This is a genomic window from Citrobacter tructae (assembly GCF_004684345.1).
GTDB lineage: Bacteria > Pseudomonadota > Gammaproteobacteria > Enterobacterales > Enterobacteriaceae > Citrobacter > Citrobacter tructae.
Map to the genome: position 1 here is coordinate 3,719,011 of NZ_CP038469.1, position 25,722 is coordinate 3,744,732.

Consider the following 25,722-nt stretch of genomic DNA (forward strand, 5'->3'; position numbering starts at 1 on the left):
TAAAGACAATGGCCTACATCATTCTGAACGTTGTAGGCCTAATTCGTCCGTTAAGGAACATACTGTTGCAGTGATTCGGACCAGCGAAATATGCGACTGCTTTTATCCTGCAGGTTAACGCGCTCTAAATCATAAAATCCGTGCGTCTTTGCTGAGCGCATTTTCAGGATGTACTTACTTTCGCTGATGTCGTGCTGTCGTGTTCCATCGTGATTCCAGTCTCCGGCGATGTCCTGATATTGATAAACAAGATTGGAAAATACATTGATTATCTTGTTGTTTTTAATCATGTACAGCTCCAGAACTTCATAAAATGCGCCACCGCCGGAATACGCATTTGAGTATCCGCCGCGTACTCCAAACGCCAGATTATCTGGCGCGATCCGGTACGGTGCCAGATCCAGCTTTGTATAATAAGCCAGCGGTTTGACTGACTCATCATCGGTCTCTTTTTCGGCGGCCTTATTCCATGCTGAGAGTTGGTCCAGTGGTTTTTCCGAACGTGCGATCGGTTGCAACTGTTGGTTCTGCCAGGAAAAAACACCGAGATATAATTTATTGACGCGGCTGTTACTGTAATTTTCTGGACAGTCTTTATTCGCGCGTTTTTTTGCTTGCTCGGCATCTGCCTGATTATCGGCAAAGCAGGCGACGCCAATGTATTTCCCGTCTTTACCCCAGGGTTTGGCTCCGGTCAGGATCAGATTTTTGGGATCTTCATTTGGCGCAACCCAGGCGATCCATTGGGTCACATCTAGCCCTTGTGGCAGCTCGCCAAACCATTGGGTGGGCGTTGCGCCCATCATTTGCTCGGAAAAAATCTGTTTACCTTCAGTGTGTTGAATGGCGCTGGGGATGGAATCCACATTTTGTACGGTCGTGGCATAGGCGGGGAAGAGTGCAGCCACTAAAACCAGAGTAAGAGACTTTTTCACTATTGCGTCCTTTCAATAAAAAGGGCGAAATGACTCGCCCAAACAATTACTTCACGCGTGCCATAAAGTACGCATCAACATACTCACCGTTGCGCAGGCCATATTTCTTACCGGTGCCTTCAATCTCAAAGCCATACTTTTTGTAAACCGCCACAGCAGGCTCATTATCGACAAACACTGTGAGCTCAATGCGCTCGACGCGCAGCCAGTTGTCGCACATATCGATCATCGTGCGGATGAGCGCGCTGGCAACACCACGATTCTGCCACCGGGCGTCAACGCAGATACCAAAATCGGCAACGTGGCTACGGCGCGGGCGCTGAGTCACCTGAATAGAAAGATGGCCAACGACGATATCATCAATGCAGGCAACCAGTTGTTTGACGCCAATTTGCTCGGCGAGTCGTGCTTGCCACATCTCCATAGAAGGATGAGGAACCTGTAGCGTGTTGTGATAAACCTCCGGCTGGGCATGGATTTGACGAATTGCGTCGTAATCTTTTGGTTCAGCGTGGCGTATCACTATCTCACTCATTCCTTATCTCCTTCAGGGTTAATTGTGTATTTACACTCGCTGAGAAAGAAAAATCCGTCAACTGCATTTTTTTGCAAAAAGAAGTAGACAAGTGCGAATGAGAATGATTATTATTGCTCTGCGTTCAGGGGAACCCTACGGAGAACCTGAAAGCACGACATTGCTCACATTGCTTCCAGTATTACTTTAGCCAGCCTTGCGCTGGCTTTTTTTTGTTTTGTTTCAGCCTGGCTTACTTGTCAGTTTGTCCCCGGGAAGTGCTCGTGCTCCTCACGTACATTTAGTACGCTCCGGGCCCTGCGCGCTTGCCGTGAACAAACTGACGGCGACGCCGACGGCCGATTTTTTAGTTTTGTAGGCCGGACAAGGCTGCGCCGCCCTCCGGCAAAGAATCCAACATTCAGTCTCCAGCCGCTACGCGCTATGGTGTAGACAATCACCTTCAAAAGGACTGTCTCATGACGTTACACTGCGCATTTATTGGTTTTGGTAAAAGTACCACTCGCTACCATTTGCCGTATGTCCTCACCCGCAAAGAGAGCTGGCACGTGGCGCATATCTTCCGTCGCCACGCCAAGCCGGAAGAGCAGGCGCCGCAGTATTCGCATATTCACTTCACCAGCGACCTCAACGAGATCTTAAACGATCCGCTGGTGAAGCTGGTGATCGTCTGCACCCACGCTGATAGCCACTTTGAATACGCGAAGCGTGCGCTGGAAGCGGGTAAAAACGTGCTGGTAGAGAAACCGTTCACGCCGACGCTGGCAGAAGCAAAAGTGCTGTTCGAACTGGCGCGAAGCAAGGGGCTGACCGTCACGCCGTATCAGAATCGTCGCTTTGATTCATGCTTCCTTACCGCCAAAAAGGCGATTGAGAGCGGTAAGCTGGGTGACATTGTTGAAGTGGAAAGCCATTTTGATTACTACCGTCCCGTGGCGGAAACCAAACCGGGTCTGCCGCAGGACGGTGCGTTCTATGGGCTGGGTGTCCATACGATGGACCAAATTATCTCGCTATTTGGTCGCCCCGACCATGTGGCCTATGACATCCGTAGCCTGCGCAATAAAGCGAATCCCGATGATACCTTTGAAGCGCAACTGTTCTACGGCAACCTGAAGGCTATCGTCAAAACCAGCCACCTGGTAAAAATCGGCTATCCGAAGTTTATCGTTCATGGCACCAAAGGCTCCTTTGTGAAGTACGGTATCGACCAGCAGGAAACCAGCCTGAAGGCCAATATCATGCCGGGTGAGCCCGGTTTTGCTGCTGACGATTCCGTTGGGGTGCTGGAGTATGTCAACGACGACGGTATCACGGTGCAAGAACAGGTGGCACCAGAAGTGGGCGACTATGGACGCGTTTATGATGCGCTGTACCAGACGCTGACAGTTGGTACACCTAATTACGTCAAGGAATCTGATGTTCTCACCAACCTGGAACTGCTCGAACGCGCCTTCGAACAGGCCTCTCCGGCGACGATAACCCTCGCCAAATAGCATTAGTCGACTCCTCTGGGCTTATTCATATTTTTTGAACAGAGGAGTCAATTTTCACCCTCTATGATCCCCGGGCGATTGAGTCCACACTTATCCCATCGAAAACATCTGGGGGTGAACACAATGATCTTCTTACGCAAAGCAAACGAACGTGGCCATGCGAATCATGGCTGGCTCGATTCCTGGCATACCTTCTCTTTTGCTAACTACTATGACCCGAATTTTATGGGGTTCTCGGCACTGCGCGTGATTAATGATGACGTGATCGACGCAGGTCAGGGCTTTGGGACGCACCCTCATAAAGACATGGAAATCCTGACCTATGTGCTGGAAGGTGCGGTGGAGCATCAGGACAGCATGGGCAACAAAGAGCAGGTTCCTGCCGGTGAATTCCAGATTATGAGCGCCGGGACGGGGATCCGTCACTCGGAGTACAACCCGAGCGATACAGAGAAGCTGCATTTGTATCAGATTTGGATCATCCCGCAGGAAAACGGTATTACGCCACGCTACGAGCAGCGCCGTTTCGATGCCGCGCAGGGCAAGCAACTGGTGCTGTCGCCGGATGCGCGTGATGGTTCGCTGAAAGTGTACCAGGATATGGAGCTATACCGCTGGGCGCTGGTCAAAGATGAGCAGTCGGTGCATCAGATTGCCGCTGAACGTCGCGTCTGGATCCAGGTAGTAAAAGGCAACGTCACTATAAACGGCACCAAAGCGACCACCAGCGATGGCCTGGCAATCTGGGATGAACAGGCAATTTCTATTCATGCCGATAGCGACAGTGAAGTGTTACTGTTTGACCTGCCGCCAGTCTAACGTGCTGTAACTCTTTGTAGGCCGGATAAGACGCGAAAGCGTCGACATCCGGCTTTTCATCGTTTGTCATTAATTCCGTGCGTCCGTGGTAAACTGGGGAAATCTATCCCTTTTTAACGCTTCAGGACGATGAAAAAGAAAAGACCCGTACTTCAGGATGTAGCCGACCGCGTGGGCGTGACCAAAATGACGGTCAGCCGTTTTTTGCGTAACCCGGAGCAGGTCTCCGTGGCGCTGCGGGGCAAAATTGCCGCTGCACTTGATGAGCTGGGTTATATTCCCAATCGCGCTCCTGATATCCTTTCTAACGCCACCAGTCGAGCCATCGGCGTACTGTTGCCCTCTCTCACCAACCAGGTTTTTGCTGAAGTGTTACGCGGTATTGAAGCCGTTACCGACGCTCATGGGTATCAAACTATGCTGGCGCACTACGGCTATAAACCCGAGATGGAACAGGAGCGTCTGGAATCGATGCTGTCGTGGAATATCGATGGCCTGATCCTCACCGAACGTAGCCATACCCCCCGGACGTTGAAAATGATCGAAGTTGCGGGGATCCCGGTGGTTGAGTTGATGGACAGTCAGTCTCCGTGTCTTGATATCGCCGTCGGTTTTGACAACTTCGAAGCGGCCCGGCAAATGACCGCAGCGATCATCGCACGCGGGCACCGTCATGTTGCCTATCTTGGTGCGCGTCTTGATGAACGTACTATCATCAAACAGCGGGGCTACGAGCAGGCTATGCATGACGCTGGTCTGGTGCCGTACAGCGTGATGGTGGAACAGTCTTCTTCCTACTCCTCCGGTATTGAGCTTATCCGTCAGGCGCGGCGCGAATACCCGCAGTTGGACGGCGTTTTCTGTACCAACGATGACTTGGCGGTAGGGGCAGCCTTCGAATGCCAGCGTTTAGGGCTGAAAATCCCTGATGACATGGCGATTGCCGGATTCCATGGTCACGACATCGGGCAGGTGATGGAGCCGCGTCTGGCGAGCGTGCTCACGCCGCGTGAACGCATGGGCAGCATTGGTGCTGAACGCCTGCTGGCGCGCATTCGTGGTGAAGCCGTTACACCTAAAATGTTAGATTTAGGTTTCACCTTGTCACCGGGCGGATCTATTTAAGCCAACAAATTTGACGTAGCTCACACTTATACACTTCGGGCACGAATGGATATTGCTTCTCCATTTGTCCGGCTGGACAATGTTACCGATAACAGTTACCCGTAACAATTTCCTGATTCTTGTACCAGTGGGGGCAACGCTTTGAGCACGACTAATCATGATCACCACGTTTACGTTCTGATGGGCGTATCGGGCAGCGGTAAATCAGCTGTCGCCAGCGAAGTGGCGCATCAACTGCAAGCCGCGTTTCTTGATGGCGATTTTCTCCATCCGCGCAGCAACATCATGAAAATGGCTTCCGGTGAGCCACTCAACGATGAAGACCGTAAACCGTGGTTGCAGGCGCTAAATGACGCCGCCTTTGCGATGCAGCGTACCAACAAAGTGTCGCTGATCGTCTGTTCTGCACTGAAAAAACACTATCGCGACCTGCTGCGCGAAGGCAACCCGAATCTCTCTTTCATCTATCTGAAAGGGGACTTCGACGTGATTGAAAGCCGCCTGAAGGCGCGTAAAGGCCACTTCTTCAAAACGCAGATGCTGGTCACCCAGTTTGAAGCGCTGGAAGAGCCGGGTGCGAACGAAAACGATGTGCTGGTGGTGGATATCGATCAACCACTGGACGGTGTGGTAGCGAGCACCATTGAGGTTATTAACCAGGGCAGTAAGTAGTGACTACATTAACGCTTGTTTTAACAGCAGTAGGTTCCGTTTTATTACTGCTGTTTTTAGTGATGAAGGCGCGTATGCACGCCTTCCTTGCTTTGATGGTGGTGTCTATTGGTGCAGGTCTCTTTTCCGGTATGCCGCTCGATAAAATCGCAGCGACCATGGAAAAAGGGATGGGCGGTACGCTTGGCTTCCTGGCGATTGTAGTTGCGCTGGGGGCTATGTTTGGCAAGATTCTGCATGAAACGGGCGCGGTCGATCAGATCGCCGTCAAAATGCTGAAATCCTTTGGCCACAGCCGTGCGCATTATGCTATTGGCCTGGCCGGTCTGATTTGCGCGCTGCCGCTGTTCTTTGAAGTGGCGATTGTGCTGCTGATAAGCGTGGCGTTCTCGATGGCGCGCCACACCGGTACCAACCTGGTTAAATTAGTCATTCCGCTGTTTGCGGGCGTGGCGGCGGCCGCAGCGTTTCTGCTGCCGGGGCCTGCGCCAATGCTGCTGGCTTCCCAGATGCACGCTGACTTTGGCTGGATGATCCTGATTGGCCTGTGTGCGGCGATTCCGGGCATGATTATCGCCGGGCCGCTGTGGGGCAACTTTATCAGCCGCTACGTCGAGCTGAACATTCCTGACGACATTACCGAGCCGCATCTGGGCGAAGGTAAAATGCCGTCCTTCGGCTTTAGCCTGTCGCTGATTCTGCTGCCGTTGGTATTGGTTGGCCTGAAAACCATCGCCGCGCGCTTTGTGCCGATCGGTTCTACTACGTACCAATGGTTCGAGTTTATTGGTCACCCGTTTACTGCGATTCTGGTAGCGTGCCTGGTCGCTATTTACGGTCTGGCGATTCGCCAGGGTATGCCAAAAGACAAAGTGATGGAGATCTGTGGTCATGCGCTGCAACCGGCGGGGATTATTCTGCTGGTGATTGGTGCCGGTGGCGTGTTCAAACAGGTGCTGGTGGACTCTGGCGTCGGTCCGGCACTGGGGGAAGCGTTAACCGGAATGGGCCTGCCGATTGCCATTACCTGCTTCGTATTGGCGGCGGCGGTGCGCATCATTCAAGGTTCCGCAACCGTGGCCTGCTTAACGGCGGTCGGTCTGGTGATGCCGGTGATTGAACAGCTGAACTTCTCTGGCGCGCAGATGGCGGCACTGTCTATTTGTATCGCGGGTGGTTCGATCGTGGTCAGCCACGTGAATGACGCAGGTTTCTGGTTGTTCGGTAAGTTTACTGGTGCGACCGAAGCTCAAACGCTGAAGACTTGGACGATGATGGAAACCATCCTCGGTACGGTCGGTGCGATTGTCGGTATGATTGCCTTCCAGCTCCTGAGCTGATGGTATTGCCCGGTAGCGCTTGCGCTTACCGGGCCTAAAAACGAGTACATCACCCCTTCATCCACATCCGTACACCATCCAGGAACATCTGGGTCGCCATCATTACCAGAATCAGCCCCATCAGCCGTTCAAGTGCGTTAACCCCTTTCTCGCCAAGCAAGCGCAGGAACAGCGACGACTGCAATAAAATGACAAACGTGCCGCCCCAGGCGATCAACAGCGCAATCACCAGATGCCCCATCTGATTCGGGTATTGATGTGATAACAGCATTAACGATGCCAGGATTGTTGGCCCTGCCACCAGCGGAATTGCCAGCGGGACGATAAACGGCTCTTCACCCGCTGGAAGTCCGGTGCTGTTGCCGGTAGCGCTGGGGAAAATCATCTTGATGGCAATCAGGAACAAAATGATGCCACCGGAAATCGACACCGTTTCCGCACGTAGGCTAAGAAATGCCAGAATTTTCTCGCCCGCAAACAGGAATATCAGCATCACAAGCAGCGCAATAAACAGCTCGCGAATCATAATTGCGCGACGGCGTTTTGGTTCGGTATGTTTCAATACGGACATGAAAATGGGCAGATTTCCGAGCGGATCCATAATCAGGATCAATAAAACTGCCGCTGAAATTATTTCATTCATAACTCAAATTCCCTGATAATTACCACGGACTTTCTGCTTGCTAGCGCAGCGGGATAAGTCGCATTACTGATAGCTTCGCTATCATTGATTAATTTCACTTGCGACTTTGGCTGCTTTTTGTATGGTGAAGGACACGTCACAGGATAATGACGTACATACACAGCACACATCTCTGCAGGAAAAAAACGCTATGAAAAATGTTGGTTTTATCGGCTGGCGCGGTATGGTCGGCTCTGTACTCATGCAACGCATGGTAGAAGAACGCGACTTCGACGCCATTCGCCCTGTTTTCTTTTCTACTTCCCAGCTTGGGCAGGCGGCACCGACGTTTGGTGCAACCTCCACCGGCATGCTTCAGGATGCATTTGATCTCGATGCGCTGAAGGCGCTCGACATTATTGTGACCTGTCAGGGCGGCGATTATACCAACGAAATCTATCCAAAGCTTCGTGAAAGCGGTTGGCAAGGTTACTGGATTGACGCGGCCTCAACGCTGCGCATGAAAGACGATGCCATCATTATTCTCGATCCGGTTAACCAGGATGTGATCACCGATGGCCTGAACAAAGGCGTTAAGACCTTTGTCGGTGGTAACTGCACCGTTAGCCTGATGCTGATGTCTCTTGGTGGCCTGTTTGCCAACGATCTGGTGGACTGGGTGTCTGTAGCGACCTATCAGGCGGCTTCTGGCGGCGGCGCGCGTCATATGCGTGAACTGCTGTCTCAGATGGGCCATCTGTATAGCCATGTGGCCGATGAACTGGCGACCCCTTCTTCTGCTATCCTCGACATCGAACGTAAAGTGACAACCCTGTCCCGCAGCGGTGACCTGCCGGTTGATAACTTTGGCGTACCGCTGGCCGGGAGCCTGATTCCGTGGATCGACAAACAGCTCGATAACGGTCAGAGCCGCGAAGAGTGGAAAGGGCAGGCAGAAACCAACAAAATTCTCAACACGTCTTCTGTGATCCCTGTGGATGGTCTATGCGTGCGCGTCGGCGCACTGCGCTGCCACAGCCAGGCGTTCACCATTAAACTGAAAAAAGATGTGTCTATTCCGACCGTGGAAGAACTGCTGGCAGCGCACAATCCGTGGGCCAAAGTCGTGCCAAACGATCGGGATATCACTATGCGTGAGTTAACCCCGGCGGCCGTAACCGGTACGCTGACCACGCCAGTAGGGCGTCTGCGTAAGCTGAATATGGGGCCGGAGTTCCTGTCAGCCTTTACCGTGGGCGACCAGCTGCTCTGGGGCGCTGCGGAGCCATTGCGTCGGATGCTACGTCAGCTGGCGTAATCGTTCAGCGCGGCGACATGTCTGCTGGCGAAGGTGAAGCCGCTATCCAGCAGACAATTATCGTGTTTAAACAATGGGTGCTAAGTCGCCTTTTTTTGCGTAATACAGGAGTAAACGCAGATGTTTCATTATTTCCCGGGGGTAAGATAAAGCATTGGCTATTCTTTAAGAGTGACTTAATACCGGAGGTATTAAGTTGTTGCCTGAAGGTGGGACGACGCAGAGAGGATGCACAATTGTGCTGCGCCGTTCAGGTCAAAAAAAGTGTCGCTACCTGATGTCGAAAATCAGTTGGAAGGGGTGACACCATAAAACAGGATGACAACCATGTCCGTTCGTATCGATAGAGACGTGATTAATGCGCTAATTGCAGGCCATTTTGCGGATCCTTTTTCCGTACTCGGTATGCACCAAACTGAAGCCGGGCTTGAAGTTCGTGCCCTATTACCTGACGCCACCGAAGTGTGGGTGATCGAACCAAAAACCGGACGTAAAGTCGGCAAGCTGGACTGTCTCGACTCTCGCGGTTTTTTCTGTGCTGTACTTCCCCGCCGTAAAAATTTCTTTCGCTACCAACTGGCTGTTGTCTGGCATGGACAGCAGAATCTGATCGATGACCCTTATCGTTTTGGCCCGCTTATTCAGGACATGGACGCCTGGCTGTTATCCGAAGGGACGCACCTGCGCCCTTACGAAACGCTGGGCGCACATGCCGATACCATGGATGGCGTAACCGGTACGCGTTTCTCCGTCTGGGCGCCGAATGCACAACGCGTCTCGGTGGTGGGGCAGTTCAACTACTGGGACGGTCGCCGCCATCCGATGCGCCTGCGTAAAGAGAGCGGCATTTGGGAGCTGTTTATCCCTGGCGCACAGCATGGTCAGTTGTATAAATACGAGATGATCGATGCCAACGGCCATTTGCGTGTCAAAGCCGATCCGTATGCCTTCGAAGCGCAAATGCGCCCGGAAACGGCGTCGCTTATCTGCGGTCTGCCGGAAAAAGTGGTGCAAACCGAGGAACGCAAAAAAGCCAACCAGTTTGATGCGCCGATCTCTATCTACGAAGTACACCTGGGCTCGTGGCGTCGTCACACGGATAACAACTTCTGGCTGAGCTATCGTGAACTGGCGGATCAGTTGATTCCCTACGTGAAGTGGATGGGCTTTACCCATCTTGAGCTGCTGCCGATTAATGAGCACCCGTTTGACGGTAGCTGGGGCTACCAGCCGACCGGCATGTATGCGCCGACCCGCCGTTTCGGCACGCGCGATGACTTCCGCTATTTTGTAAACGCGGCGCATCAGGCGGGTTTGAACGTGATCCTCGACTGGGTGCCTGGTCACTTCCCGTCGGATGACTTTGGTCTGGCTCAGTTTGATGGCACCAGTTTGTATGAGCACAGCGACCCGCGCGAAGGTTATCATCAGGACTGGAACACACTGATCTACAACTACGGTCGTCGTGAAGTCAGCAACTATCTGGTGGGCAATGCCCTGTACTGGATTGAGCGTTTTGGTATTGACGCGCTGCGCGTGGATGCCGTGGCATCGATGATTTATCGCGATTACAGCCGTAAAGAAGGCGAGTGGATCCCCAACGAATTTGGCGGTCGTGAAAACCTCGAAGCCATTGAATTTTTACGTAACACCAACCGTATTCTTGGCGAACAGGTGCCGGGTGCTGTGAGTATGGCGGAAGAGTCGACCGACTTTGCTGGTGTTTCAAGACCGCAGGATATGGGCGGCTTAGGGTTCTGGTATAAGTGGAACCTGGGCTGGATGCACGACACGCTTGACTACATGAAGCTGGACCCGGTTTATCGCCAGCATCACCACGATAAGCTGACCTTCGGCATGCTGTACAACTACACCGAGAACTTTGTCCTGCCGTTGTCGCACGATGAAGTGGTGCACGGTAAGAAATCGATCCTCGACCGCATGCCGGGCGATGCGTGGCAGAAGTTTGCCAACCTGCGCGCCTACTATGGCTGGATGTGGGCCTTCCCCGGCAAGAAATTGCTGTTTATGGGCAACGAGTTTGCTCAGGGACGCGAATGGAACCACGACGCCAGCCTCGACTGGCATCTGCTGGAAGGCGGTGATAACTGGCACCACGGCGTACAGCGTCTAGTGCGCGACCTGAACCACACCTATCGTCATCACAAAGCGTTGCATGAACTCGACTTTGACGGCTACGGTTTTGAATGGCTGGTGGTCGATGACAACGAACGTTCGGTGCTGATTTTTGTCCGTCGTGACAAAGCCGGCAATGAAATTATCGTTGCCAGCAACTTTACGCCAGTCCCGCGTCCTGGCTATCGCTTTGGCATCAATCAACCAGGCAAATGGCGTGAAATCCTCAACACCGATTCGATGCACTACCACGGTAGCAATACTGGCAACGGCGGCGCGGTACACAGCGATGAAATTGCCAGCCACGGTCGTCAGCATTCACTGAGCCTTACGTTGCCGCCTCTGGCCACGATCTGGCTGGTGCGGGAGGGGTGATGGCGCAACTGGCAACCGGTAACGCCACGCCCCATGGCGCAACGTATGACGGTCATGGTGTCAATTTCACCCTTTTTTCGGCGCACGCCGAGCGCGTTGAGTTATGCGTATTCGATGATCAAGGTTGCGAGCATCGCTATGACCTGCCAGGGCGTAGCGGCGATATCTGGCACGGCTATCTGGCTGATGCCAGGCCCGGTTTGCGCTACGGCTATCGTGTACATGGTCCGTGGCAGCCGCAGCAGGGACACCGTTTTAACCCGGCGAAACTGCTGATTGATCCCTGCGCGCGCCGCGTGGACGGCGAGTTGAAAGATAACCCGCTGCTGCACGGTGGGGGTAACGAACCGGATCACCACGATAACGCAGCGATAGCCCTGAAAAGCGTGGTGGTGTCCGATCGTTATGACTGGGAAGACGATGCCGCGCCGCGCACGCCGTGGGGCAACACCGTCATCTATGAAGCCCACGTCAAAGGGTTGACGTATCTGCACCCGGATATTCCGCAAGAGATTCGCGGCACCTATAAAGCGCTCGGTCATCCGGTGATGATCGACTATTTCAAACACCTCGGCATTACCGCGCTTGAGCTGTTGCCGGTGGCGCATTTTGCCAGCGAGCCACGACTGCAGCGTTTGGGGCTGTCGAACTACTGGGGCTACAACCCGGTGGCGATGTTCGCGCTGCATCCAGCCTACGCCTGCTCGCCAGAGAGTGCGCTTGATGAGTTTCGCGATGCGGTGAAAGCGCTGCACAAAGCCGGAATTGAGGTGATTCTCGATATTGTTTTGAACCACAGCGCCGAGCTGGATCTTGAAGGACCGGTCTTCTCCCTGCGCGGAATTGATAACCGTAGCTATTATTGGATTAGGGAAGATGGCGATTACTACAACTGGACCGGCTGTGGGAACACCCTCAACCTGAGCCACCCCGGCGTGGTGGAGTATGCATGCGAATGCCTGCGTTATTGGGTTGAAACCTGCCACGTGGATGGTTTTCGTTTTGATTTAGCATCCGTCATGGGGCGCACACCTGAGTTTCGTCAGGATGCGCCGCTGTTTACCGCGATCCAAAACTGCCCGCTGCTCTCTCGCGTTAAGCTGATTGCGGAGCCGTGGGATATCGGTGAGGGCGGATATCAGGTGGGTAATTTCCCCCCACCGTTTGCCGAGTGGAATGACCATTTCCGTGACGCGGCGCGACGCTTCTGGCTCCAGCGTAATCTGCCCCTCGGGGAGTTTGCCGGACGTTTTGCGGCATCCAGCGATATGTTTAAACGTAATGGTCGCAAACCTGGCGCATCGGTCAATCTGGTGACCGCGCATGATGGTTTTACGCTGCGTGACTGTGTGTGCTTCACAAATAAGCACAATGAGGCGAACGGTGAGGAAAATCGCGACGGCACTAGCAATAACTACAGCGACAATCATGGTAAAGAAGGATTAGGCGGCACGCTGGACCTGATTGAACGGCGGCGCGACAGCATTCATGCCCTGTTAACGACGCTGTTGCTCTCTCAGGGGACGCCGATGTTGTTGGCGGGCGATGAGCATGGTCATAGCCAGCACGGCAACAATAACGCTTACTGCCAGGATAACGCTTTAACTTGGCTGGACTGGCAGCAGGCAAACAGCGGGCTAACCACATTTACTGCCGCGTTGATTCGTCTTCGCCAGCAAATTCCTGCATTAACAGGTGATTGCTGGTGGGAAGAGGGCGACGGCAATGTGCGTTGGCTGAACCGATACGCACAACCCTTAAGTGCGGATGAGTGGCAAAACGGCCCGAAGCAGATGCAGATCCTGCTTTCAGACCGTTTCCTGATCGCGATAAACGCCACGCTTGAGGTAACAGATATCGTTTTACCTGAAGGGGAATGGCACGCCATCCCCCCATTTGCCGGAGAGGATAATCCGGTGCTTACGGCTGTCTGGCAGGGACCTGCGCACGGACTGTGTGTGTTCCAGAGAAGATAAAAAAGGAGTTAGTCATGGTGAGTTTAGATAAGAACGATCGTGTAATGTTGGCGCGCCAGCTGCCATTGAAATCTGTTGCCCTAATCCTGGCCGGTGGCCGCGGGACACGCCTGAAAGATTTAACCAACAAACGCGCCAAGCCAGCCGTACACTTTGGCGGTAAGTTCCGCATTATCGATTTTGCTTTATCCAACTGTCTTAACTCCGGGATCCGCCGTATTGGCGTGATCACGCAGTACCAGTCGCACACGCTGGTACAGCATATCCAGCGCGGTTGGTCTTTTTTTAGCGAGGAGATGAACGAGTTTGTCGATTTGCTGCCCGCCCAGCAAAGGATGCAGGGTGAAAACTGGTATCGCGGAACGGCAGATGCGGTGACGCAGAACCTGGACATCATTCGACGCTATAAAGCGGAATATGTGGTGATCCTCGCGGGCGATCATATCTACAAGCAGGACTACTCGCGCATGTTGATCGACCACGTTGAGAAAGGCGCGCGCTGCACCGTCGCCTGTATGCCAGTGCCGATTGAAGAAGCCAGCGCATTTGGCGTCATGGACGTGGACGATACCGATAAAATCATCGAGTTCGTTGAAAAACCGGCTAACCCACCGGCCATGCCAAACGATCCAACCCGATCTCTCGCCAGTATGGGGATCTATGTTTTCGACGCCGATTATCTGTATGAATTACTGGCAGAAGATGATCTTGATGAAAACTCCAGCCACGATTTCGGTAAAGACATCATCCCGAAAATCACCGCGGCTGGCATGGCTTATGCGCATCCATTTCCTAAGTCTTGCGTACAGTCCGACCCGGAATCTGAGCCGTACTGGCGCGACGTTGGGACGCTGGAAGCCTACTGGAAGGCGAACCTCGATCTGGCTTCGGTCACGCCTGAACTGGATATGTACGATCAGGACTGGCCGATTCGCACGCATATGGAATCACTGCCGCCGGCGAAGTTTGTGCAGGACCGTTCCGGTAGCCACGGCATGACGCTGAACTCGCTGGTATCCGGCGGATGCATTATTTCCGGTTCGGTGGTGGTGCAGTCCGTTTTGTTCCCACGGGTGCGCGTGAATTCATTCTGTAACATTGATTCGGCAGTGTTATTACCAGAAGTGTGGGTAGGGCGTTCGTGCCGCTTGCGCCGCTGCATCATTGACCGCGCCTGTATTATCCCTGAAGGCATGGTGATTGGCGAAAACGCGGAAGAAGATGCGCGTCGCTTCTACCGCTCAGAGGAAGGCATTGTGCTGGTCACGCGTGAAATGCTGCGCAAACTGCAGATCAAACAGGAGCGATAATGCAGGTTTTACACGTATGTTCAGAGATGTTCCCCCTGTTAAAAACCGGGGGACTGGCAGATGTTCTTGGGGCGCTGCCCGCTGCACAAATTGCAGATGGTGTGGATGCCCGCGTGGTGCTCCCGGCGTTTCCTGATATTCGTCGCGGCATTCCTGATGCGCAGGTGGTAACGCGTCGGGATACCTTCGCGGGCCGGATCACGCTGCTGTTCGGACATTACAACGGTGTTGGCATTTACCTGATTGATGCGCCGCATCTCTATGACCGCCCTGGCAGTCCGTATCACGACACCAACCTGTTTGCTTACACCGACAACGTCCTGCGCTTTGCGCTGCTCGGCTGGGTCGGATGTGAAATGGCCTGCGGTCTTGACCCATTCTGGCGCCCGGATGTGGTGCACGCGCACGACTGGCATGCAGGTCTGGCCCCGGCATATCTGGCGGCACGCGGCCACCCGGCGAAATCGGTGTTCACTGTGCACAACTTGGCCTATCAAGGCATGTTTTATGCAAAGCATATGGATGACATCCAATTGCCATGGTCGTTCTTTAATGTGCATGGGCTGGAGTTTAAAGGACAGATTTCATTCCTGAAGGCAGGGTTGTACTACGCCGACCATATTACAGCGGTGAGCCCGACCTATGCGCGTGAAATCACCGAAGCACAATTTGCCTATGGGATGGAAGGGTTGTTGCAGCAGCGTCACCGTGAGGGGCGACTTTCCGGCGTGCTGAACGGTGTTGATGAAAATATCTGGAGTCCGGAAACGGACCTGCTGTTGGCGTCGCGCTATACCCGCGATACGCTGGAAGATAAAGCAGAGAACAAGCGTCAGCTGCAGATTGCCATGGGGCTTAAGGTTAACGACAAGGTGCCGCTTTTTGCAGTAGTCAGCCGTCTGACCAGCCAGAAAGGGTTGGATTTGGTGCTGGAAGCGTTGCCCGGATTACTGGAGCAAGGCGGACAATTGGCCCTGCTCGGCGCGGGTGATCCCGTGCTACAGGAAGGTTTCCTCGCCGCAGCGGCAGAGCATCCAGGCCAGGTCGGCGTGCAGATTGGCTATCACGAGGCTTTCTCACACCGCATCATGGGTGGGGCCGACGTTATTCTGGTGCCCAGCCGTTTTGAGCCGTGCGGCCTGACGCAATTATATGGACTGAAGTACGGTACGCTGCCACTGGTGCGGCGCACCGGTGGGCTGGCTGATACAGTTTCTGACAGTTCGCTGGAAAACCTGGCGGACGGTATCGCCAGTGGGTTTGTATTTGAAGATAGTAATGCCTGGTCGCTGTTACGGGCGATCCGGCGTGCTTTCGTGTTGTGGTCTCGCCCTTCGCTCTGGCGGTTTGTACAACGTCAGGCAATGGCAATGGATTTTAGCTGGCAAGTCGCGGCGAAGTCCTACCGTGAGCTTTACTATCGCTTGAAATAGATATCCAGGAATCACCTATATGAATGCTCCATTTAGTTATGCATCGCCCACACTCAGCGTAGAGGCTCTTAAGCATTCTATCGCCTACAAGCTGATGTTCACGATTGGCAAGGATCCGGTCATTGCCAACAAACATGAGTGGCTTAACGCCACGTTATTCGCGGTGCGCGATCGTCTCGTGGAGCGCTGGCTGCGTTCTAACCGTGCGCAATTATCCCAGGAAACTCGCCAAGTCTATTATCTGTCAATGGAGTTTCTGATTGGCCGCACGCTTTCCAATGCACTGTTATCGTTGGGGATTTATGACGATGTCAAAAATGCGTTGGAAGGTATGGGGTTAGATCTCGAAGATCTGATCGACGAAGAAAATGACCCCGGCCTCGGCAACGGCGGTCTCGGGCGTCTGGCGGCCTGTTTCCTCGACTCGCTGGCAACGTTAGGTCTGCCGGGGCGTGGCTACGGTATTCGCTACGATTACGGCATGTTCAAACAGAACATTGTTGATGGTCGGCAGAAAGAGTCTCCTGACTACTGGCTGGAATACGGTAATCCGTGGGAGTTCAAACGCCACAATACGCGCTACAAAGTGCGCTTTGGCGGGCGTGTTCAGATGGAAGGCAAGAAGATGCGCTGGATCGAGACCGAAGAGATCCTCGCGGTGGCTTATGACCAGATTATCCCGGGTTACGATACTGACGCCACCAACACGCTGCGCCTGTGGAACGCTCAGGCCAGCAGCGAGATCAACCTCGGTAAATTTAACCAGGGCGACTACTTCGCGGCGGTGGAAGATAAAAACCACTCCGAGAACGTCTCCCGCGTACTGTACCCAGATGACTCCACCTATTCCGGGCGTGAACTGCGTCTGCGTCAGGAGTACTTCCTGGTCTCCTCGACGATCCAGGACATTCTGAGCCGCCATTATCAGCTGCACAAAACCTACGATAACCTGGCGGATAAAATCGCCATTCACCTCAACGATACCCACCCGGTGCTGTCGATTCCTGAGCTGATGCGTCTGCTGATTGATGAGCATAAGTTTAGCTGGGACGACGCGTTTGAGGTCTGCTGTCAGGTGTTTTCGTATACCAACCACACGCTGATGAGCGAAGCGCTGGAAACCTGGCCCGTCGATATGCTGGGCAAAATTCTACCGCGTCATCTGCAAATCATTTTTGAAATTAACGACTACTTCCTGAAGACGTTGCAAGAGCAGTATCCGAACGACACCGGTCTGCTGGGACGCACCTCGATCATTGATGAATCTAACGGTCGCCGTGTACGTATGGCATGGCTGGCGGTGGTGGTGAGCCACAAGGTTAACGGTGTTTCTGAGCTGCACTCCAACCTGATGGTGCAGTCGTTGTTTGCTGACTTTGCGACGATCTTCCCGACGCGTTTTTGCAACGTTACCAACGGTGTGACGCCGCGTCGCTGGCTGGCGCTGGCAAACCCGCCGCTCTCTAAGGTGCTGGACGAGAACATTGGCCGTACCTGGCGTACCGATCTCAGCCAGCTCAGCGAGCTTGAACAGCACTGTGATTACCCGCTGGTGAATCAGGCAGTACGCCATGCGAAGCTGGAGAACAAAAAGCGTCTGGCAACGCTTATTGCCCAGCAGTTGAACGTAGTGGTGAACCCGAAATCGCTGTTTGATGTGCAGATCAAGCGTATCCATGAGTACAAGCGCCAGTTGATGAACGTGCTGCATGTGATCACCCGCTACAACCGTATCAAGGCCGATCCTGACGCCGAGTGGGTGCCGCGCGTGAATATCTTCGCCGGTAAAGCAGCTTCCGCCTATTACATGGCAAAGCACATTATTCACCTGATCAACGATGTCGCTAAAGTGATCAACAACGATCCGCAAATTGGCGACAAATTGAAGGTGGTGTTTATCCCGAACTACAGCGTCAGCCTGGCGCAGGTGATTATTCCTGCCGCCGACCTGTCTGAGCAGATTTCGCTGGCCGGGACGGAAGCGTCCGGCACCAGCAACATGAAATTTGCCCTGAACGGCGCGTTGACCATCGGTACGCTGGATGGTGCCAACGTCGAGATGCTGGAGCATGTAGGCGCAGAGAATATCTTTATCTTCGGTAATACGGCGGAAGAGGTTGAAGCCTTACGCAGCCAGGGCTACAAACCGCGCGAGTATTACGAGAAAGACGAAGAACTGCATCAGGTGCTGACGCAAATTGGCAGCGGGGTCTTCAGCCCTGAGGAGCCGGGACGCTATCGTGACCTTGTGGACTCGCTGATCAACTTTGGCGATCACTATCAGGTGCTGGCAGATTATCGCAGCTATGTTGATTGCCAGGACAAGGTTGACGAACTGTATGGCCGCCCGGAAGAGTGGACCACCAAGTCGATGATTAATATCGCCAACATGGGTTACTTCTCGTCGGACAGAACGATCAAAGAGTACGCCGAACACATCTGGCATATTGATTCGGTCAGGTTGTAATAAAAATGCCCGGTGGAGTACACCGGGCATTTTTTCTTAAGACGCCATCGACAACTGGCGCTTCTCAACATATTCCGCGAGCCACTGGGTCATGCGCGATTGCTGCTCGGCGTTCAGCCACATACCTTCTTTCGTGCGACGCCACAGCGCATCGTCTGCGCGGCGTACCCATTCGTGATCGACCAGATACTTCAACTCGGCTTCAAAGAATTCGTGACCGAAGTCTTCGCCTAACTCGGCAATTGAGGTCGCTTCGCCGATGATCCATTCGGTGTTGCTGCCGTAGGTGCGAGAATAATGTCGCGCCAGCGATTCAGTCAGGAACGGGTAGCGACGGCGCAGTTTTGCCGCGTAATCTTCACGGTCACCGCCGATGTCACCACCGGGCAGGATGCACTCTTTGGTCCACGCCGGACCGATGCCCTGATAGTACGACGACAGTTTTTCCATCGCGTGCTCAGCCAGCTTACGGTAGGTGGTTAGCTTGCCGCCGAAGACCGACAGCAGCGGCGCTTTGCCGTTTTCGTCATGGATATCCAGCGTGTAATCACGGGTGATAGCCTGCGGCGAGTCGGACTCGTCATCGCACAACGGACGCACGCCCGAGTAGGTCCAGACGATATCATCGCGGCCCAGTTGTTTCTTGAAGTGCGCGTTGTAGACCTGCAGCAGGTAATTGATTTCGCTTTCATCAATTTTCACCGCTTTCGGGTCGCCCTGGTATTCGACGTCAGTAGTGCCGATGATCGAGAACTCATCCATCCACGGAATGACAAACACAATGCGTTTATCTTCGTTTTGCAGGATATAAGCCTGTTTCTGGGTATGGACGCGTGGCACCACGATGTGGCTGCCTTTAATCAGGCGGATACCGTATGGCGATGGCAGATGCATACCGTCGTCGAAAAACTCTTTCACCCATGGACCGGTGGCATTAACCAGACCGCGTGCCTGCCAAGTGTGTTTTTTACCGGTATCGATATCTTCCGCTTCGACAATCCACAGACCATTTTCACGACGTGCAGAGGTGGCGCGAGTACGGGTTAAAACGTCCCCGCCTTTACGTGCGACCATTTGGGCATTTGCCAAAACCAGTCGTGCATCGTCCACCCAGCAGTCAGAATATTCGAAACCGCGCACAATCTCAGGTTTCATCACGGAATCTGCGCCAAAACGCAAACCGGTAGAACTCGGTAAACTGGTGCGTTTGCCCAGATGATCGTACATAAACAGACCAATGCGGATCATCCACGCCGGACGCAGGTGCGGGCGATGGGGCAGACGAAAACGCATCGGGAAGGCGATATGCGGTGCCATTTTCAACAATACTTCGCGTTCAGCCAGCGCTTCGCTGACCAGACGGAATTCGTAGTGTTCCAGGTAGCGCAGGCCACCGTGGATGAGTTTGGAGCTGGCGGAGGAGGTTGCACAGGCTAAATCCTGCGCTTCCAGCATCAGCACGGATAAACCGCGTCCAGCGGCATCTGCCGCGATACCGGCACCGTTGATGCCTCCACCTATCACAATCAGATCTTTGGTTTCCATGCTGGCCTCTCGCACTTTCGTTATAGCTCATTAATGTTCGTTATCGAGCATAATAGCAAAGAATCGCGCCATTGGTAACATCGGATAAACAATTTACAGTGATACATATAACATTATGGCGTTTAATTGCCGTCGGGACGTACACTAAGAAGTAACATGCTTGCAAAGCATCACCTGCAATATAAAGAAGAGAACACCATGGATCAGTTTGAATGTATCAATGTTGAAGAAGCCCATCAGAAGCTGCTGCACGGAACGGCGGTGCTGGTGGATATCCGCGATCCGCAAAGCTATGCCATGGGCCATGCTCCACAGGCGTTTCACCTGACTAACGACACACTAGGGTCGTTTATGCGCGACCATGATTTCGATACCACCGTGCTGGTGATGTGTTACCACGGCAACAGCAGCAAAGGCGCGGCGCAATACCTGCTTCAACAGGGCTATGACGCGGTTTACAGTGTTGACGGTGGTTTTGACGCCTGGCATCGTCATTTTCCTGCGGAAGTGGCATACGGCTCGTAAACCAACAAAGATGCAGCCTGAAACGGGTAGTGTAGATATACTGTCCTCTTTTGTGTGGAATAAGCGACAGCAACGATGTTGATGATTACCTCTTTTGCTAACCCTCGTGTGGCGCAGGCCTTTGTTGATTATATGGCGACACAGGGCGTTATCCTGACGATTCAACAACATAATCAAACGGATGTCTGGCTGGCGGATGAATCCCAGGCTGAACGCGTGCGCGCTGAACTGGCGCGCTTTCTGGAAAACCCGGGCGATCCGCGTTATCTGGCGGCCAGTTGGCAGTCCGGTCAAACTGATAGCGGCCTGCACTATCAACGTTTTCCGTTTCTTGCCACGTTGCGCGAACGCGCCGGCCCGGTAACCTGGGCTGTGATGGCCGCGTGCGTGCTGGTGTTTATCGCCATGAACGTGGTGGGCGATCAGGCGATAATGTTGTGGTTAGCGTGGCCATTCGACCCTACGTTAAAATTTGAATTCTGGCGTTATTTCACTCACGCTTTTATGCACTTCTCGCTGATGCACATTCTCTTCAACCTGCTGTGGTGGTGGTATCTCGGCGGAGCGGTGGAAAAGCGACTGGGTAGCGGAAAACTGATCGTTATTACCGTTATCAGCGCACTGCTGAGCGGCTACGTGCAGCAGAAGTTCAGCGGCCCGTGGTTTGGCGGATTGTCTGGTGTGGTGTATGCGTTGATGGGTTATGTGTGGCTGCGCGGTGAGCGCGATCCGCAAAGCGGTATTTTCCTGCAGCGTGGTTTGATTATCTTTGCCTTGATCTGGATTGTTGCCGGCTGGTTTGATTTGTTCGGCATGTCGATGGCGAACGGCGCTCATATCGCCGGGCTGGCCGTGGGTCTGGCAATGGCATTTGCTGATACTATTCATGTGCGAAAACGAACGTAGAAGTTCGCCTACAGGCTATCTTATTTGCCCGTGTGAGCTAGGGCAGTGCTCGAAATTCTCACGTACCGTAAGTACGCTGCGGTTTCTGCGCGCTGGTCATGGCCAAACGGTCTGCAACGATAACGCCTGATAGACGAATTCTAAATTTTCAGGGACTTATAATGAAACAAACACAACGACATGACGCGATCATTGAACTGGTAAAAAAACAGGGATACGTCAGTACCGAGGAGCTGGTGGAGCATTTCTCCGTCAGCCCGCAGACGATTCGCCGTGATCTTAACGATCTGGCCGATCAGAACATGATTTTGCGCCACCACGGCGGCGCGGCGTTGCCATCCAGCTCGGTCAACACTCCGTGGCATGACCGTAAAGCGACGCAGACGGCGGAAAAAGAGCGCATTGCCCGCAAAGTTGCCACGCAGATCCCGAATGGCTCGACGCTGTTTATTGATATCGGCACCACGCCGGAAGCGGTCGCCCACGCGCTGCTCAATCACAGCAATTTGCGCATTGTGACCAATAACCTCAATGTTGCTAATACGCTGATGGCGAAAGAGGATTTCCGCATTATTCTGGCCGGCGGCGAGCTGCGTAGCCGCGACGGCGGTATTATGGGTGAAGCCACCCTCGACTTTATTTCACAGTTTCGTCTGGACTTCGGTATTTTGGGGATCAGCGGTATCGACAGTGATGGCTCATTGCTGGAGTTTGATTATCACGAAGTTCGCACCAAACGCGCCATTATTGAGAATTCACGCCATGTGATGCTGGTGGTGGACCATTCGAAGTTTGGTCGTAACGCGATGGTGAATATGGGTAGTATCAGCATGGTGGATGCCGTGTACACCGACACCCTGCCGCCCGCTGGCGTGATGCAGGTCATTGCCGACCACCATATTCAGCTGGAGCTGTGCTAAGTTAACCGTAGGCCTGGTAAGCGTAGCGCATCAGGCATTAACTAAACGCCATACCCCATCATCTTCAGCAGTTTCTGCGCATGCTGCACCGCATCCTGGCGGTGTGCGACGCCGAGTTTTTGGTACAAATTGCGGATGTGCGTTTTGATTGTTGTCGCCGCCACCGCCAGCTCTCCGGCGATCTGCTCGTTGCTGTAGCCCGAATAAATCAGCCCTAACACCTGCCATTCACGCTGGGTTAGCGGGCTGGTGCGGATAAGTTCGGGGACTTCGGGATGGGTCAGCAGACGTTCAACGAACCCTTCATCAAAATGGGCGAATTTGTGGCGATGATGCTGATTAATCTCGCGCAGAATGCGCTGGGCGCGATGCTGATCGAGTTCCGGTAGCGTATTGAGCTGAATCAGCTGGCGCAACTGCTGCGCCATGGCTTCGCCTTCGATAACAAAGTGGCTGATAAACCCGGTGCGGTTAGCCAGTTGCAGTGCGTCGAGTAATACGCGCTGCGCATCATTTTTACGTCCTGCCTGCCAGTACAGCTGATTCAACAGCAGCAGGTTACGGTTAAGATCGCTCATCAGGCGCAGGTTACGCGCATTTTCGTTTAACTCTTCCAGCACAATCTCAGCCGGTTCAAACTCACCCAGCAGGATCTGCGCGCGGGCGATGTTGCGCCACTGGCTTTGCAGGAAGTGGTTATTGGCGAACTCTGGTTTTGGTGTGTGGCGCAGCCAGTTGGCGGCCGAGTTTTTGTCACCCACCATTTGCCAGTAAATCACCCGCACCTTATCGGCATTGGAAATCCAGTCACTGTGATAATGTCCGTTGCCCAGCAGGTTTTCCAGGCGGTTAAGCAGGCTGCGGGCATTGTCCAGATCGCCCCGCGCCAGCGAACACTGAACCAGCAGTGCCAGACACTGCAACTGCTGCTGCGGCTGGAAGGTGGAAAGAAGTTCAATACCGCTGCGGGCAGACGCTTCAGCTTCATCCAGGCGCGCCCACGCCCACAGCAATTGTGCGCGGATACGCACCAGAAATTCGTGCATTGGCAGCTGTTCCAGGTGCTGCTCTTTGATCAGCTGGAACGCTTTTTCCTGGATTTCCCAGGCAGCTTGTAAAAAGCCCTGGGCGAATAAAATTTCGCTTTGTTGGATCAGACTCCACAGCGCGTAATGCCAGACATCATGGTGGCGTGCCATTTGCTCGGTTTGCTGCATCAACGACAATGAGCGAGTCAGATCGCCCTTACAGTGCAAGACTTCGCCGTGCACCGAGGTGGCGACGATACGGCTGTAGAACCAGGCGATCGGCAACTCATCCAGCGCCAGCTTTGCCAGACGCTCGGCTTCATCAGGATTCCCGTCATTAATTGCCACCTGAGCACGCAGCGCGTTAAATTCTGCGTGCAGGGTCTGTTCCATGTCGCCTTTCATTTCTTGCTCTGCGCGTGCCAGCAGGGTGTTCACTTCACTGTAGCGGTGCTGGCTCTGCATCAGCCAGGCTTGTAGCAGAACCAGGCGCGGATTTTCCAGCAGGCTTTCCCACGGCAGGGCTTTCAGCGACTCTTCCAGCAGCGCCAGTTCACTGTGGTTAAACAGCCCCCACGCATGATTAAGCAGGATATCACGCAGCATATGGGCGTCGCCTGCCGCCAGCGCATGATGAATAGCTTCGCTGGGGAAACCTTGTTCCATCCAGCTTTCTGCGGCGGCGCGATGAATTTCGGGGAGTTCCGCCGCCAGTTCCCACTGGCAGCGCTGGCGTAAGAAGTTGCCAAACAGCGGGTGGTAGCTAAACCATTCGCCAGTGTCATCCATCCGCTGCAGGAATAATCCCTGGCGCTCAATTTCTTCCAGCCGCATTTGGCCGTTTTCTTCACCGGTGACTCGCGCAATCAGTGCATCGTTCATTGAACGCAGGATGGCACTTTTCAACAGGAAATGACGGGTACTGAGATCCACGCTGTCCAGCACTTCATCGACCAGATAATCCGATAAATGACTGGCGTTGATCCCTGCCAGACGTCGTGCCGACTGGTGTGCGGAATGATTGTTCTGGCGCGCGGAAAGGGCGATCAGCTGTAATGCAGTGGCCCAGCCCGCGACGTCGTCGCACATGCGGCTGCTTTCCGCCGCTTCGATAGGGGAAGACAAACGGCGATCGAAGAATTGTTTCGCTTCCTGATGGTTGAACGCCAGTTGTTGGCTGCCGATTTCCAGCAGCTGATCGCGCACACGTAGGTTGGCAATTCCCAGTTGTGGCAAATTACGCGACAGCACAACCAGCGTGAGATTCTCAGGCTGATGGCGCAGGAAGAAACGCATCGCTTCGTGAATAGCTGGATTGGAGATCAGGTGGTAATCATCCACGATCAGGTACAGTGGACGATGCCACTCGGCCAGTTCAATAAACAACTGTGCAAACAGCGAGGTCAGACTGGCATACTGGCGTTTTTGCACCATTGCTTCGCTGGTGGTGCAGTGTCCACCCGTCGCCTGTTGGATCGCGGCAATCAGATAACTGGCAAAACGTTCCTGCTGGTTATCACCTTCATCCAGTGAGAACCAACCCAATTCATTTTTCCCCGCCGCCCATTGTGAAACCAGCGTCGTTTTTCCATAACCAGCAGGACTTGTTACCAGGGCAAGCCTGAAATTGTTCGCGCCGGAAAGTTTAGCCAACAGGCGCTCACGAACCACCGTATGGTCGAGTCGAACCGGACGACTTAATTTGGACGGAATCAACATAAGTTTGTCACTTCACTGTGTGAAAATGGGGAAAATGATTTTTTTTGCGCTTCGTAATTAATGGTTATAAGGTCGGCCAGAAAATCATTTTATGCAAGCTAAGCGGACTTTTTGTGTGTCTGAATTTGCACTATGTCACAATTCTATACATCTATTGCAATAATTGCTCTTAGGGGCCACAAAGGGCGTGGCGACTGGGTTCACCGTTATTTTTACGGCTGTGAAAATTGACCTCATTTTTTTATGGTTATTGAATTGTCCTGGAGAATGTCGGCGGTATTTGCGATCGACTTAAAACTTTCGTGTGAAATCTCTTAATCGCTATACGTATTTCAGGTTAGAAACTATTTCTCTGTTTACATATTTTTTCTCAACCTTATCCCGCAATTTGATATTGTCTGGTTAATCCCTTTTCGTTAATGCGAAAACCCTGTCATATTTGCAGGGGTTTTATATGGGTATTTTGCGTATCTACGAGTAATTACCCCTCCTTTAAGTGGCGATGATCACATTTTTATGC

General features: G+C 53.3%; 19 protein-coding genes. 14 read left to right on the forward strand and 5 right to left on the reverse strand.

Features of this window, described 5'->3' with window-relative positions; genetic code table 11:
- Positions 1–50 precede the first annotated feature (50 nt).
- Positions 51–935, reverse strand: a complete 885-nt coding sequence (locus tag E4Z61_RS18435; RefSeq protein WP_135324019.1) for a hypothetical protein — start codon at positions 933–935, stop codon at positions 51–53.
- Between the two features lie 46 nt (positions 936–981).
- Positions 982–1,470 carry an N-acetyltransferase gene (gene yhhY, locus E4Z61_RS18440; protein WP_135324020.1) on the reverse strand — a complete coding sequence of 163 codons (489 nt, stop codon included), beginning with the start codon at positions 1,468–1,470 and terminating at the stop codon, positions 982–984.
- A 458-nt stretch (positions 1,471–1,928) separates the two neighbouring features.
- Between yhhY and E4Z61_RS18450 the strand changes: the two genes are divergently transcribed.
- The 5 genes from E4Z61_RS18450 to gntU all read left to right on the forward strand — a co-directional run bounded on the left by E4Z61_RS18450 (position 1,929) and on the right by gntU (position 6,922).
- The gene (locus tag E4Z61_RS18450) at positions 1,929–2,966 is read left to right on the forward strand and encodes an oxidoreductase (protein WP_135324021.1); all 1,038 of its coding nucleotides are present in this window, start codon (positions 1,929–1,931) and stop codon (positions 2,964–2,966) included.
- Positions 2,967–3,089: 123 nt separating this feature from the next.
- Positions 3,090–3,785, forward strand: a complete 696-nt coding sequence (gene yhhW, locus E4Z61_RS18455) for a quercetin 2,3-dioxygenase (protein ID WP_135324022.1) — start codon at positions 3,090–3,092, stop codon at positions 3,783–3,785.
- A gap of 129 nt (positions 3,786–3,914) precedes the next feature.
- A complete protein-coding gene (gene gntR, locus E4Z61_RS18460; RefSeq protein WP_135324023.1) occupies positions 3,915–4,910 on the forward strand; it encodes a gluconate operon transcriptional repressor GntR in 996 nt (331 codons plus the stop codon).
- 141 nt (positions 4,911–5,051) lie between these two features.
- Positions 5,052–5,582 (forward strand): gluconokinase, encoded by a 531-nt coding sequence (gene gntK, locus E4Z61_RS18465; RefSeq protein WP_135324024.1) that lies wholly within the window; start codon positions 5,052–5,054, stop codon positions 5,580–5,582.
- Positions 5,582–6,922: a gluconate transporter gene (gntU, locus tag E4Z61_RS18470; protein ID WP_135324025.1), complete on the forward strand. Its 1,341-nt coding sequence runs from the start codon at positions 5,582–5,584 to the stop codon at positions 6,920–6,922. The genes gntK and gntU overlap by 1 nt, the downstream gene beginning before the upstream one ends.
- 49 nt (positions 6,923–6,971) lie before the next feature.
- Here gntU and yhgN read toward each other — a convergent pair whose 3' ends face one another.
- Positions 6,972–7,565: an NAAT family transporter YhgN gene (gene yhgN / locus E4Z61_RS18475; protein WP_135324026.1), complete on the reverse strand. Its 594-nt coding sequence runs from the start codon at positions 7,563–7,565 to the stop codon at positions 6,972–6,974.
- A gap of 190 nt (positions 7,566–7,755) precedes the next feature.
- Here yhgN and asd point away from each other — a divergent pair, with 190 nt between their 5' ends.
- From asd to glgP, 6 genes are all read left to right on the forward strand, one after another.
- On the forward strand, positions 7,756–8,862 hold the full coding sequence (asd, locus tag E4Z61_RS18480) for an aspartate-semialdehyde dehydrogenase (RefSeq protein WP_135324027.1): 1,107 nt from the start codon (positions 7,756–7,758) through the stop codon (positions 8,860–8,862).
- Between the two features lie 327 nt (positions 8,863–9,189).
- Positions 9,190–11,373 (forward strand): 1,4-alpha-glucan branching enzyme, encoded by a 2,184-nt coding sequence (gene glgB / locus E4Z61_RS18485; RefSeq protein ID WP_135324028.1) that lies wholly within the window; start codon positions 9,190–9,192, stop codon positions 11,371–11,373.
- On the forward strand, positions 11,373–13,349 hold the full coding sequence (gene glgX, locus E4Z61_RS18490) for a glycogen debranching protein GlgX (RefSeq protein WP_135324029.1): 1,977 nt from the start codon (positions 11,373–11,375) through the stop codon (positions 13,347–13,349). The genes glgB and glgX overlap by 1 nt, the downstream gene beginning before the upstream one ends.
- Positions 13,350–13,363: 14 nt before the next feature.
- Positions 13,364–14,659, forward strand: a complete 1,296-nt coding sequence (gene glgC / locus E4Z61_RS18495; RefSeq protein WP_135324030.1) for a glucose-1-phosphate adenylyltransferase — start codon at positions 13,364–13,366, stop codon at positions 14,657–14,659.
- Positions 14,659–16,092 carry a glycogen synthase GlgA gene (glgA, locus tag E4Z61_RS18500; RefSeq protein ID WP_135324031.1) on the forward strand — a complete coding sequence of 478 codons (1,434 nt, stop codon included), beginning with the start codon at positions 14,659–14,661 and terminating at the stop codon, positions 16,090–16,092. Before glgC ends, glgA begins: the two co-directional genes overlap by 1 nt.
- A gap of 19 nt (positions 16,093–16,111) precedes the next feature.
- A complete protein-coding gene (gene glgP, locus E4Z61_RS18505) occupies positions 16,112–18,559 on the forward strand; it encodes a glycogen phosphorylase (RefSeq protein WP_135324032.1) in 2,448 nt (815 codons plus the stop codon).
- Positions 18,560–18,595: 36 nt separating this feature from the next.
- On the opposite strand, the gene glpD is transcribed toward glgP, so the two are convergent.
- Complete coding sequence (gene glpD, locus E4Z61_RS18510; RefSeq protein WP_135324033.1) at positions 18,596–20,104, reverse strand: glycerol-3-phosphate dehydrogenase; 1,509 nt, start codon at positions 20,102–20,104, stop codon at positions 18,596–18,598.
- A gap of 198 nt (positions 20,105–20,302) precedes the next feature.
- Here glpD and glpE point away from each other — a divergent pair, with 198 nt between their 5' ends.
- The 3 genes from glpE (at position 20,303) to E4Z61_RS18525 (ending at position 22,455) form a co-directional block, all read left to right on the forward strand.
- Entirely contained in the window at positions 20,303–20,629 is a 327-nt protein-coding gene (glpE, locus tag E4Z61_RS18515; RefSeq protein ID WP_135324964.1) for a thiosulfate sulfurtransferase GlpE, read from the forward strand.
- 75 nt (positions 20,630–20,704) lie between these two features.
- Positions 20,705–21,535: a rhomboid family intramembrane serine protease GlpG gene (gene glpG / locus E4Z61_RS18520; RefSeq protein ID WP_135324034.1), complete on the forward strand. Its 831-nt coding sequence runs from the start codon at positions 20,705–20,707 to the stop codon at positions 21,533–21,535.
- 161 nt (positions 21,536–21,696) lie between these two features.
- Positions 21,697–22,455: a DeoR/GlpR family transcriptional regulator gene (locus E4Z61_RS18525; protein WP_003023499.1), complete on the forward strand. Its 759-nt coding sequence runs from the start codon at positions 21,697–21,699 to the stop codon at positions 22,453–22,455.
- Positions 22,456–22,496: 41 nt separating this feature from the next.
- Here the strand turns inward: E4Z61_RS18525 and malT are convergent, their stop codons facing one another.
- Entirely contained in the window at positions 22,497–25,202 is a 2,706-nt protein-coding gene (gene malT, locus E4Z61_RS18530) for an HTH-type transcriptional regulator MalT (protein ID WP_135324035.1), read from the reverse strand.
- Positions 25,203–25,722: the final 520 nt, after the last annotated feature.

What these genes read in the sequence shown, in the direction of transcription:
- glpD (WP_135324033.1), bottom strand. Translation starts at nt 20,104, where the DNA reads ATGGAAACCAAAGATCTGATTGTGATAGGTGGAGGCATCAACGGTGCC.
- asd (WP_135324027.1), top strand. Translation starts at nt 7,756, where the DNA reads ATGAAAAATGTTGGTTTTATCGGCTGGCGCGGTATGGTCGGCTCTGTA.
- glpG (WP_135324034.1), top strand. Translation starts at nt 20,705, where the DNA reads ATGTTGATGATTACCTCTTTTGCTAACCCTCGTGTGGCGCAGGCCTTT.
- glgC (WP_135324030.1), top strand. Translation starts at nt 13,364, where the DNA reads ATGGTGAGTTTAGATAAGAACGATCGTGTAATGTTGGCGCGCCAGCTG.
- glgA (WP_135324031.1), top strand. Translation starts at nt 14,659, where the DNA reads ATGCAGGTTTTACACGTATGTTCAGAGATGTTCCCCCTGTTAAAAACC.
- glgP (WP_135324032.1), top strand. Translation starts at nt 16,112, where the DNA reads ATGAATGCTCCATTTAGTTATGCATCGCCCACACTCAGCGTAGAGGCT.
- malT (WP_135324035.1), bottom strand. Translation starts at nt 25,202, where the DNA reads ATGTTGATTCCGTCCAAATTAAGTCGTCCGGTTCGACTCGACCATACG.
- glpE (WP_135324964.1), top strand. Translation starts at nt 20,303, where the DNA reads ATGGATCAGTTTGAATGTATCAATGTTGAAGAAGCCCATCAGAAGCTG.
- yhhW (WP_135324022.1), top strand. Translation starts at nt 3,090, where the DNA reads ATGATCTTCTTACGCAAAGCAAACGAACGTGGCCATGCGAATCATGGC.
- glgB (WP_135324028.1), top strand. Translation starts at nt 9,190, where the DNA reads ATGTCCGTTCGTATCGATAGAGACGTGATTAATGCGCTAATTGCAGGC.
- gntR (WP_135324023.1), top strand. Translation starts at nt 3,915, where the DNA reads ATGAAAAAGAAAAGACCCGTACTTCAGGATGTAGCCGACCGCGTGGGC.
- E4Z61_RS18450 (WP_135324021.1), top strand. Translation starts at nt 1,929, where the DNA reads ATGACGTTACACTGCGCATTTATTGGTTTTGGTAAAAGTACCACTCGC.
- E4Z61_RS18525 (WP_003023499.1), top strand. Translation starts at nt 21,697, where the DNA reads ATGAAACAAACACAACGACATGACGCGATCATTGAACTGGTAAAAAAA.
- yhhY (WP_135324020.1), bottom strand. Translation starts at nt 1,470, where the DNA reads ATGAGTGAGATAGTGATACGCCACGCTGAACCAAAAGATTACGACGCA.
- glgX (WP_135324029.1), top strand. Translation starts at nt 11,373, where the DNA reads ATGGCGCAACTGGCAACCGGTAACGCCACGCCCCATGGCGCAACGTAT.
- yhgN (WP_135324026.1), bottom strand. Translation starts at nt 7,565, where the DNA reads ATGAATGAAATAATTTCAGCGGCAGTTTTATTGATCCTGATTATGGAT.